This window comes from Providencia sp. PROV255 (genome assembly GCF_028478065.1).
Lineage (GTDB): Bacteria > Pseudomonadota > Gammaproteobacteria > Enterobacterales > Enterobacteriaceae > Providencia > Providencia rettgeri.
This window is the reverse complement of record NZ_JAMPMI010000034.1, coordinates 1-10004: the sequence shown is the minus strand read 5'-3', so window position 1 is coordinate 10004 and position 10004 is coordinate 1. Positions and strand designations below refer to the sequence as shown.

Here is a 10004-nt window from a genome sequence, read left to right as displayed (position 1 = left end):
CTCACCATCACTTCCCGGCAACCAACCATCAGGGCCACCGAACTCATCATAATAGCAGTGGAAAGTATCTCCTGAAGTCCAATAGCTACCGACTCTTACCATTTGTACCGAACCATAGGCTAGAAAATGACAAAGTGCTGAGGGAATAATCACCACGTTATACCGAGAGAGCCCGGGCACATTAACGGACTTGTTTCTGTTGTCTTTTTGCGGATATCTGGGGTGGGTGGTAATTTTAGTGATGAACGTGAGAGGGTAATTATCTTTTGTTAATTCAATGGATTTCCCTCCATCTTTAGGGTTAATAAATAAGCCCAGATCACTCATGGTTTCCTCCCAACTTTAACCGCCCATCGCCCTGATTGGTCATAAATCATCAGTCCCGTTGCATCTAAAATGACACGCCCAGCATCGCCACTCACTTTAAAATCGCCATAAACTTCCAATTTATTAAACTCCGCGCTACCTGTTTCCGCATCAAGCCGATACCCAGCCTTTCCTTTTTCATAGCGTTTTGACTTAATTTCTACACCAACCAGAAGCTTTTCAATTGTGGCCTTGTTAATAAACGCTTCATTGATGAACACCTGACCATTTTCTACAAAGAAAACAGCCTCCAACTTGCCGCTGGATGGATTGAAAATACCGAAGGTATCCGCACTGAAACCAATTTGTGTAACCACTTTTCCATTCTGAACAGTTGCGCCCATGAGAAACTTAGCGTCATAGTATTGGCCGTTCCAATTAATACCGGTCTTAATTGTGTAAATCGCAGAACCATTTAGTAATGATGATTTTAGAGACATTATTTTGTGCCCCCTGTAGCAGCCACACCCCATTTAACATTGTTTTGCTTACCTTTAACCGTGATTTGCATAACCTCACTAGCAGGCGCACTAACGTCATTCAACTCCCAACCCGCCAGCGCTAATAGTATTGTTGCTGTACGTTTATTTGGGAATTGCACATAGAATTGAACGGTTTCTCTTGCGTCAGCTGCTGTTAAAAATGCTGCGAAGTCGGCATTTTCGGGATCATCAATAAACCCCAGCGTCTTCTCTTGCCCGTCGGGTAAATCTGAGATTGATTGCTTATTTAAATCAATTAACGTTGTGCAATCAACAAAACTACCTGTAGTACCTGTTGCACCAATAGATTTACAGTTAATCAGTGGTTTCAGTGCTGTTGGTAAATCACTGACTTTACCCCATTTAACAATGGTGCCAGCAGGAAGAACGGCGTACTCTGGCGAAGTTTTATCTGCCATAACTTTTACTCCAACTAAATGAATTAACGATATTTTTCGATGCTAGCGCGTATTTCAGCGGCTAGCGTGTTTAAAATAAACTGGCGGTTGTAGTCCAATGCTGGACGGATGAAGGGACTAGGAATTTGTTTTACTGTGCCAAATTCTTGCGCTTTGGCTTTCATTGCGTGAGCTTTACTTGGTCCCACACGAACCGTCATAACAGATAACGTTTTTTGGTCTTTCATGCGGCTCGTTGTGCGGATCTTGATACTGTCTCGCATGTGCTCTGCTTCACTGGTTGCATCATATCCTGCATGCTGCTTCATATCCTCCAGCACTGGTGCCATCGCTTCACGCCCTGCCTGCCGTAGCACTTTTGTTGTAATGTCCTCCCCTAAACGATTTAACTCATACTCCAATTCTTTGAGGCCTTTTATCTCAACGGTTACCCTCATTCAGCCCCCTCGGGATAAGTGATAAAAAAATCACGCATCACACGCCAAATAACCCGTTTATCCGTCTGTTCTTCTCGGTTCTGCATGAAATTACCTCGCTGAACTGTTTGAACGGGATAACGGCCAATGTGACCATGAATGATGTTTTCCCATGCATTGAGCACTACTTTTTCAAGCTTTAAGGCTTTTGAATAGTCATTAGGGATCTGAAAGGTAATTTGAAATCGCGCTTGAACAAGAGATGTTTTAGCTAGGCCGGTTATCATTTTGGGGTCACTTATTTTCTGATAAGTCACCCCCTCAAGCACATTTGAAGGAAGCGCGACAGGGTAAGCGTTCAATCCCGTTAGTCGCTCTAAGTCTGCCTTGATATCAGTTTCTATCATGTCGACTGTCGACCTCCGCTGTAATAATTAAACGGTCTGACTGGTTTCTATCTAAAGCGCGCACCGTAAAGTTGCGCTTTTGATAAGCAATTATCCATCCCACATTGATATCGCTACGAGGTCGGATGGTGAAATGGTAGGTTTCGATAACTTGTTGCTGATCTGCAGTGCGAATTTTGCGATTAGATATAGCTTCTGCTTTGGCCCATACGTCAGTGACTTTTACTAACTCTGTTTTAGGTTCACCAAAATCGTCCCTGATTTCTTCTGGGCGTGATAACGCAATACGTTTATTGAGTTCGCCGGCTTGAATCGATGTCATATCCCATACCTCACATAAGGTTGTAATAAAGCATCAAACCCCAGCGGAAGTTGAGCGCCAGACGCGCCAACAACAACAGATTCTCGATTAGCATACCAATGACCAATGATCAGCAGTGCCGCAAGGCGTACGTCACCACTAAAAACCAAATTCAACTCAGGGTCGATATCTGCCTCAGACTCTTGAACTAATGTCCGCCTTGTATGGCTTTCAATCAAACGAAGCGCCGCTGCTGAATAAAGTGTTAACAAATCATCTTCTTCAACATAATCAATCTCTAATCTGAGTTGTTGTTTGATAAGTTCAAGAGAAAGCATTATTTCTCCTTTTTGCCTTTAGTTTCTTTTTTTGGCTCTGGCTCTGGCTCTGGCTCTGGCTCTGGCTCTGGCTCTGGCTCTGGCTCTGGCTCTGGCTCTGGCTCTGGCTCTGGCTCTGGCTCTGGCTCTGGCTCTGGCTCTGGCTCTACAGGATTCTGTTCACCTTCAATTTCAACTGCATAGCCTTTTAAAACGAGTTCACGGCCATGTTGCTCCAGTGTTTCTATTTCTTCACCTTCTACAACTACCTTATTACCAAAATAAATTGCACGTAATATCTTTAGTTTCATAGATCACCCCAAAAAGAAAAAGCGGCCTATTGACCGCTTTCATGGATTATTCACCTGTTTTTGGTGCCGTAAAATCACCATAAATAAAGGCTTCAGGTCGTTTTACCGCTAATGCCAATCGTTCCTCGCAACGAATGGAAATCATGTTTTTCTCGAAGTCATCAGTATTCTCAGTAGAAATGACAACGTTAGTTTCCTCACGGTCAAATAACTGAGCCCCTGCATTGAATGCCCCAGTTAAAAACTTACCTTTGAAAGCGGCAGTTTCAGTGGCAACAACAGGTAATCCCCACAGAGTAGGTCCCGTTAGTGCCGCTGGATTTGCTAAAATATAACGGCCTAAGGTATCTTTCATTAACTCAATTTTCGCCCAATCAACAAAGTGCAACACATGACCAGAGGCTGGGAATCGTGCTAACTGAGCCTGCAACATGGCAAGTCGCAGATCATCAATGCCATTTTGTTTCTCTACCTCAAACTCCGCTTTAAATTTAGACGCCTGTGGAATGATGCCGTGTAAGTGCGCTCCAGAACCATCACCAAATAAGATTTCCTGCTCTTCCACAAACTTCAACCCGTAGCGCATTTCTGCGTCAACCAGTGACTGCAACTGTGAAAAGTCATCTAAGATTTGCTTAGATGCTTTAAGCCTTGTATCTGCTTCAAGGTATCAATCTAATAATAGTGACAATGAAAGCAGTTATATCGTTGATCCCTTGTCGCCTAAAGAAGTATCAGCCCTACTTGCTGCGGCAAGATATGAGCAATGGAAAAACTTATTTCAGTTTGCCATTAATACTGGGTTAAGAAGCTCTGAATTATGTGCATTAAGATGGAGTGATATCGATTTCATAGAAAATACTGCACACGTGCAATCCGCCAGCGTAGTTGGTGTTATTAAGAAAACCAAAACTAAAGCTGGCACTAGAAAGGTAGAGTTGAATAGTGAGGCCATGAATGCCCTTAATAACCAAAAGCAATTCACGTTTATGAAAGATTGTGTAATTTTCGAAGACCCGAAAACAAATAAAGCCTGGGCAGGTGCTGATGCGATCAGGAAAAAAGCATGGGTACCAACTCTGAAAAAAGCAGGTATCAGATATCGCAATCCTTACCAAACGAGGCATACTTTTGCCACGAAGCATATTAGCCAAGGCGCTAACCTGTTTTGGCTAGCTGGGCAAATGGGACACAAGGGGCCAGAGATGCTGTTTAGGCACTATGGAGGGTATCTTAAGGAGTATGATGGGAGTACGGTGAGGTATGACAATTATTACATTAACTCAGACTCAGACTCAGGCGTAGGTAAACTTGACAGTCTGGCTTGAGCGAATAGCTGACATTAGAACGTACCATCACGCGCTTGTCGCGTGCATGGCCTTTTTAGCCGCAGTTGGCTTTCTTTGCCCAAGCTGAACGCATAACCGGTAATACGCGGCCAGTTTTTTGGACTCCACTGTAGACGATGGGGCAAAAAATGATATCGGAGCCTTCAAAGCGGAAACAAAGCAAAGGAAATCAATAGCCCCGATAGACTTGAAAAAGTTTAAGGGTTCACCATAATCCGCATCACTGAAAGCACCATGCAATATACCGTGCCTGTTGGTATTGTCACTCAAAGGGTAGTTGTTTGAATTGATGTATAGGTTATTGTCGGTAAATTCTATGAAGGCATCTATCATTGAAACAATTTCACCTACTGCACCGATATTGTTAGCGATAACATCGCTTTTGCAATCAGCCGCCAAATTTTTAAATACGCTCTTAATGCTAGTTACTTGTACAGAACGGCTCTCAGCAAGCTTGCGGCCAGCCCCTTCAATTACCGGCATTAGGCCAGACACTGCAATATGGTTGAGTCCCAAAAAATAAGCCTCAACGCATTCGGCGATGGTCTCGCTGTATTCACCGACGTAAGGAACTGAGTGATAACGTTCAGAAACCATTGCAGCTAGATTCTCTGGAGAGTAAATCCACGCAAGGTGGCTTTCTAAGGTCCTCTCACAGATTTTACCTTCATAAATTTGTTGTGCAACTCGTCCTAAATAACCAAGCTGTACGAAAGGCGGGATAAACCAGCCCATTCTATTAAATGCTTGCTTATGATAGTCTAGATCACTCATGAATTGAATTTTCCATACCAAATGGCTGACGCTGCACTCTGCGGAAATTTGCGAGCGTTAGCGAGTAAATTCTCCGTAGCAGTGCTTTGTTATGTGTCATTCTAATAATCTTCACCGTAATCAAGCTCAATAGTACCGAAGTTAATTGATCCGATCGTACTCACTACTTCAACATCATCAACCGTTAATTCATCGATTGGTCCGTTTAAGTCGCCAGATATTGTAATTAAGATTTCTGATTCAAATTCTTCAATAGCAGTAGCAGTGATGCCCCCCATATAAACATGATCTCTGTCGATTGAGTCATAATCCGAAAGAGAGAACTCACCTTCTGCTTCAACAGTAATTTTTGCCATAGCCTCCAAGACAATCCAATCATCATCTTTATCAACTATTCTGAATTCATTATCAAGTAGCTCAAATTCTTTGAACCAAGCATGACAACCTTCTGGCTCCCAAAAGAGATGTGAATCAGCTTCTTGATCTGGCGTTATTCCATTTAATGCGGATTCCAACCCAGCGCCAACTTCTAAAAGAAAATGTTCCGCATTATTCTCATGTAACGCTCTTTCCAAGTTAACCAGCAATGCATAAGGTCCATTGGTTCTATTAAAGGCAGCAAGTCCCTTTGAGAAATCTTCTATATAGTCAATGCGTTTAGATTTTGTGCAATAACTTTCCCAGTCTCCATCTTTTGCGATGGCTAGAACATTTAAATTATTTTGATCAGCCCAACTCTCGACGGCCATTAGAACAATTGCGTCTGGAAACTCATTCTTTTTCTTTCCAGTTTCCGCAAATGGCGGGTTGTTAGAAAAGTATCCTGCAAGAAGATCAGATACAGACACATAGTCACCGCAATCTAAAACCAAAGCGCCGGTTGACTCTATAAAATTATCTACTCTACTATCGGCTAAACCTTCGATCTCTTTGCTGCCTATTAATGTCTGTTTGGCATCATTTAACTCACTGCCTTCAAAAAAAAGGTGGTCTCCAGCATCATTTAGCGTTTTTTCTAACGCAGATCTTGAAACTTTGATCTTGCTTTCTAGATGTCTTAAGACCTCGTTTTTAATCACATCTGGAAAGAGGTATACGATTGGGCTTTGTTTGAACTGAGACAGTTTACTAAGTAGCCCTTTTTCAAGACGGAGACCATTGCCATCAAAAATTGATGTATCTATTAAGATTGCTCCATATTCCTTTTCTTCTTCACCTGTCATTGATGGCTCCATGGAACATAACGCTGATTCGGCGGAAAGATCCGTATTTAAACACGTACTGTTCGCCCATTATAAATTTAATGTATATAATACTACATCGCTTTTTCATAACTGACAAAAGGTTATAGGTACAGCGGGTATTTGACTTTACTATAACTATTGATTAATTCGTCTAATAATAGGTGGCGATGCCCTGTTGCGAACAGAATATTTTTTACAGTGCCAGAACGTCCGCTATTGGCACAGAGCAGGCCATCGGATTAGATTTAGCTCTGTGTCGCAGCATTGCCAAATTAGTGCTGAATTAATCCAACTCAACACTAATAATTAAATCAAGTTAAACTAAAATCAAATTATAAATATATCTGAGCTTTTATATATAAAAATGGCTCAACATTACTGACTACTTTGGAGCAGCTTTGTAACTTTGTGGAATTAAATCGAAATGTTTTTCCACAGATCCTTGTATAGTATAAAAATCTGCCTCATTTTTTTTCTCATTAAAGTTATAGACTCGATATATCCAATATTGCAGCCCTTGTATCTTAGAAAATTCCACCTCATTTCTTGATATAAAAAAAGGTGAATGCTTTGACTGCCTTGTAGTCTTGACTTCAATATATTTCTCAATACCCTGCTCATCAAAAGATAGGATATCATAACCATCAGAATCGGAGCTTTCTGCAGTATGGGTTACTCTTTCTGCTAAATGTGTTAACCCTAGCTCATTCAGTTTTTGAATTTCATATTCAAGAACTAGTTTCTCTCCCATCAATCCTAGATTCCTATTTTTTTCATCACGTTCTGCCCAATTGATTTTAACTTTCCTGTTATTTTTACCCCGTCCAGCTGTTTTATTTGTGGCTTCCGGTGCATTAGTTTTATTGAGTGCTATTTTTGAAATATCAATAAACTCGTATTCTGTAGTAATACCAGGCACCCATTCATATAAACTAACTAACTTATCGCTAGCTGGATTTTGGTACTCTAATACATCGAAGATCACTTCAATAGGAATATTTTTTCTATCAACTGTATGGTTATGTTTAACATACTGTAATTGGCCAACATATATAAATGGCTGTGATTTGCTTTTTATTTTTTCATGAACTCGAGCAAAAAGTACAACAGGCTCTCCATTAATGATTTTCTTTATATGTGGCGTTTCTTCTGTATTCTTATTTTGAGATTCCCACTGAAACATTTTGCCATTCAGTATGAATTCATCATTATACTTATGTGCGAGCTCTTTATGGTCCTTTTCTAGAGTAACAAATAGTACAACACAATTATTAAATCTAGTTGGTCCAGGGATGTCCCGTGCATGATTAGGAACCCAAACTCCCGCTTTTTCAAAAGCTTTTAACTTAGTATATTCTTCACCAACAACAAAACTTGAATAATCAAAAAACTCATGTTCACGTTTTATTTTATTTTTACCAACGATTTCAAAGCGTAAATCTTTCAAGATTCGAAAACAACTACTACCTTCCCCTCCAGTAAAGTGTTCTGGAAGAAATTCGACTCCATAATAATCTGATAGAGCTCTGCCAAGTATGGCCTTAGGAGGATACTTCTTAGAATCAACAATCACATCAAAACCAGTTGAATCTTTAAATGCACTCATATATTCATCTGATTCATCTAACTTTAAAGCGGCGTGTCTAATATGTTGAGAAGAAAGAGGTTTTGCTATCGCCCATAGTTCTTTGATTCGTTTAGTTTTATCAGAAATAGCAATTTGTGTTCCTAATTTTGTTATTAGCTTATCCAACTTAATTCCTTATTCTCAGCATCAACATGAAAACAAGTTTAACTCTTAATCAATATATCTCAATCTCATATTTAGGATATTAATTAATAACTATTGGTAACTAAATTTATAGCATCCATTTAATCTATAGGAACTTCGGTATTTCTCTGCTACCAGTTTTTTAGGACATCGACAACAATATGACAGCGAACAGTCCTCCATGTGCACGCTTAGTGCACATGATTGAAATTTCGTAAAAATACCCTTTTATAATCAATGCATTAAAAAATTACGGACCCGGGTTCAACTCCCGCCAGCCTAATTAATTGATTTATAACGAGTTTCAAACCATTTCATGTTGAAATTGTGCTGTAGGATGTACTGCATGACGACATTAAAGCTCTCCCACTACCTCTACTATCGAACCAATACATGATAGTTTCGTAAAACCATCCCGACCATTAGCCTTAATCTTCAATAGCCAATATAATCACTGGCAAGCCCTATATTCAGGAACCACGGAAACGGTCAAGGAATACATTGTCTTTTTCCAGCAGCAACTTAGGTTATTAGTCAACGCATGGCGGCAGCGTGAAATAGATGATTTTCATCTGAATATTGATAAGAGAATTGATGAACTCAGACGGGGGCTTACAAACTATTTCACCTCAATCATTAATGGAATTACCAATAGCTTGCAACTACTCAATAAATATCAATTCAGCTCCCTCACAGGGAGTTGAATTCAAAGTAAATATCAATAACTATTTATTATTCAGTTTTCTTAAAAGAATTAGGCTTTTTTACCATCACACTAAATTAATTATCCTTTGCTGAAATATATAATAGTTTTCATGTTAAGCCTTGCAAACATAAAAACATGATTCATTAGCTAGAAGTCTTATACCATGCATTATTTACCTGTTCGGCAATAATATTTATCGTTTTTACCTGATAGGGAGCACAACTAACTACATCGACCGAATCTAAATCAGATATTGCGATGTTATAGCCCTCATCTCCGAAATGGCTTTTATATGCTATTGCATCATACCCAGCACTGCGAAAAAGCTCAGCCAGTATTTGAGTCGGTGCGTAATTAGCCTTATCATCCGACCGCGTAACTGGCGTTGAAAATGCGTTATCAATATCAGTCCAAACAGCTTTCTCTTTCTGTTGTGCTGTAAGCTCTTTTACACCGAGTATATAACTAAAAATAGACCCAGAAAGTGAGGACTTACCATGACCAAGCGAAAGATCGAGTACCCTCAATGGAGATAAAAGTTTGCATGTTGCTAAAGAAACATTAGCACCGACCCAAGGCCGCACTTCAGAAATCGCAGTCCTTACTGTTGTACCTACATATAGCACTGGAATGCCTGAGGGATTTGCACGCCCTTCTTTGGCTCTATCAACCAAAGGCTTCATACGAGAAGCTCTAAAACCTAACATATCCTCTTCGATCCAGTTGCCATCATTATCGGTCCTATCACAAAGATCTATACCAAGCTGAGCCCTGTAAAAAATGCTCCCCCTCTTTCAACTCACGATCTCGTCCCTTGATTGTAGCTAGAACAGTATCAAGGAATACATTCTGCTCTTTACTTAAGATGTAACGGCTAGTCTTGCGAACATAGTCTGCGAATTGTGAATAACTGTCCTAACAAGCAAACTCAGACTGATGAATTAAATTCTTCTTACTAACAGCCATATACGAACCCGCTAAACAAAATTTCTGTTTGTAAATTTCTCAGTCTAATGCATATTATTGATTCTGTTAAATCCCCTATCTATTCAATTGATGTGAAACACAAATAACCGACTCATTTAACATTAATAGCTTCAGTAACCAACACTGTAAAGCTAATCACAAGGAATAAATACTA

At 40.0% G+C, this 10004-nt stretch carries 11 protein-coding genes and 3 pseudogenes; 1 reads left to right on the top strand and 13 read right to left on the bottom strand.

Annotated elements, in window-relative coordinates; translation table 11 throughout:
- The 9 genes and pseudogenes from PR725_RS21740 to PR725_RS21700 form a co-directional block, all read right to left on the bottom strand.
- A pseudogene (locus tag PR725_RS21740) lies at nucleotides 1–327 on the bottom strand (DUF6453 family protein); the annotation flags it as partial.
- Nucleotides 324–806 carry a phage tail tip fiber protein gene (locus tag PR725_RS21735; protein ID WP_272570409.1) on the bottom strand — a complete coding sequence of 161 codons (483 nt, stop codon included), beginning with the start codon at nucleotides 804–806 and terminating at the stop codon, nucleotides 324–326. The gene PR725_RS21735 and the pseudogene PR725_RS21740, both read right to left, overlap by 4 nt.
- A complete protein-coding gene (locus PR725_RS21730) occupies nucleotides 806–1267 on the bottom strand; it encodes a phage tail protein (RefSeq protein ID WP_210786530.1) in 462 nt (153 codons plus the stop codon). Before PR725_RS21730 ends, PR725_RS21735 begins: the two co-directional genes overlap by 1 nt.
- A gap of 23 nt (nucleotides 1268–1290) precedes the next feature.
- A complete protein-coding gene (locus PR725_RS21725) occupies nucleotides 1291–1704 on the bottom strand; it encodes an HK97-gp10 family putative phage morphogenesis protein (RefSeq protein WP_272570408.1) in 414 nt (137 codons plus the stop codon).
- On the bottom strand, nucleotides 1701–2090 hold the full coding sequence (locus PR725_RS21720) for a hypothetical protein (protein ID WP_272570407.1): 390 nt from the start codon (nucleotides 2088–2090) through the stop codon (nucleotides 1701–1703). The genes PR725_RS21725 and PR725_RS21720 overlap by 4 nt, the downstream gene beginning before the upstream one ends.
- Complete coding sequence (locus PR725_RS21715; RefSeq protein ID WP_264967609.1) at nucleotides 2077–2412, bottom strand: phage head closure protein; 336 nt, start codon at nucleotides 2410–2412, stop codon at nucleotides 2077–2079. The genes PR725_RS21720 and PR725_RS21715 overlap by 14 nt, the downstream gene beginning before the upstream one ends.
- Complete coding sequence (locus PR725_RS21710; protein WP_117162328.1) at nucleotides 2409–2729, bottom strand: head-tail connector protein; 321 nt, start codon at nucleotides 2727–2729, stop codon at nucleotides 2409–2411. Before PR725_RS21710 ends, PR725_RS21715 begins: the two co-directional genes overlap by 4 nt.
- Entirely contained in the window at nucleotides 2729–3019 is a 291-nt protein-coding gene (locus PR725_RS21705; protein ID WP_272570406.1) for a DUF7210 family protein, read from the bottom strand. The genes PR725_RS21710 and PR725_RS21705 overlap by 1 nt, the downstream gene beginning before the upstream one ends.
- A gap of 46 nt (nucleotides 3020–3065) precedes the next feature.
- Nucleotides 3066–3665, bottom strand: a pseudogene (locus PR725_RS21700) (phage major capsid protein); the annotation flags it as partial.
- On the opposite strand from PR725_RS21700, the pseudogene PR725_RS21695 reads away from it, so the two are divergent.
- A pseudogene (locus PR725_RS21695) lies at nucleotides 3655–4347 on the top strand (site-specific integrase); the annotation flags it as partial. The pseudogenes PR725_RS21700 and PR725_RS21695 sit on opposite strands and share 11 nt — an antisense overlap.
- Before the next feature lie 27 nt (nucleotides 4348–4374).
- Here PR725_RS21695 and PR725_RS21690 read toward each other — a convergent pair.
- The 4 genes from PR725_RS21690 to PR725_RS21675 all read right to left on the bottom strand — a co-directional run bounded on the left by PR725_RS21690 (nucleotide 4375) and on the right by PR725_RS21675 (nucleotide 9570).
- Nucleotides 4375–5142, bottom strand: a complete 768-nt coding sequence (locus PR725_RS21690; RefSeq protein ID WP_272570405.1) for a hypothetical protein — start codon at nucleotides 5140–5142, stop codon at nucleotides 4375–4377.
- Nucleotides 5143–5243: 101 nt separating this feature from the next.
- Complete coding sequence (locus tag PR725_RS21685; RefSeq protein WP_272570404.1) at nucleotides 5244–6365, bottom strand: PIN domain-containing protein; 1122 nt, start codon at nucleotides 6363–6365, stop codon at nucleotides 5244–5246.
- 403 nt (nucleotides 6366–6768) lie between these two features.
- Nucleotides 6769–8139 (bottom strand): DUF3427 domain-containing protein, encoded by a 1371-nt coding sequence (locus PR725_RS21680; RefSeq protein WP_272570403.1) that lies wholly within the window; start codon nucleotides 8137–8139, stop codon nucleotides 6769–6771.
- A gap of 867 nt (nucleotides 8140–9006) precedes the next feature.
- A complete protein-coding gene (locus PR725_RS21675; protein ID WP_196719011.1) occupies nucleotides 9007–9570 on the bottom strand; it encodes an RES family NAD+ phosphorylase in 564 nt (187 codons plus the stop codon).
- Nucleotides 9571–10004 lie beyond the last annotated feature (434 nt).

Excerpts from the sequence above, each read along its gene's own strand:
- PR725_RS21715 (WP_264967609.1), bottom strand. The coding sequence starts at position 2,412 with ATGACATCGATTCAAGCCGGCGAACTCAATAAACGTATTGCGTTATCA.
- PR725_RS21685 (WP_272570404.1), bottom strand. The coding sequence starts at position 6,365 with ATGACAGGTGAAGAAGAAAAGGAATATGGAGCAATCTTAATAGATACA.
- PR725_RS21720 (WP_272570407.1), bottom strand. The coding sequence starts at position 2,090 with ATGATAGAAACTGATATCAAGGCAGACTTAGAGCGACTAACGGGATTG.
- PR725_RS21725 (WP_272570408.1), bottom strand. The coding sequence starts at position 1,704 with ATGAGGGTAACCGTTGAGATAAAAGGCCTCAAAGAATTGGAGTATGAG.
- PR725_RS21690 (WP_272570405.1), bottom strand. The coding sequence starts at position 5,142 with ATGAGTGATCTAGACTATCATAAGCAAGCATTTAATAGAATGGGCTGG.
- PR725_RS21730 (WP_210786530.1), bottom strand. The coding sequence starts at position 1,267 with ATGGCAGATAAAACTTCGCCAGAGTACGCCGTTCTTCCTGCTGGCACC.
- PR725_RS21735 (WP_272570409.1), bottom strand. The coding sequence starts at position 806 with ATGTCTCTAAAATCATCATTACTAAATGGTTCTGCGATTTACACAATT.
- PR725_RS21710 (WP_117162328.1), bottom strand. The coding sequence starts at position 2,729 with ATGCTTTCTCTTGAACTTATCAAACAACAACTCAGATTAGAGATTGAT.
- PR725_RS21705 (WP_272570406.1), bottom strand. The coding sequence starts at position 3,019 with ATGAAACTAAAGATATTACGTGCAATTTATTTTGGTAATAAGGTAGTT.
- PR725_RS21675 (WP_196719011.1), bottom strand. The coding sequence starts at position 9,570 with ATGTTAGGTTTTAGAGCTTCTCGTATGAAGCCTTTGGTTGATAGAGCC.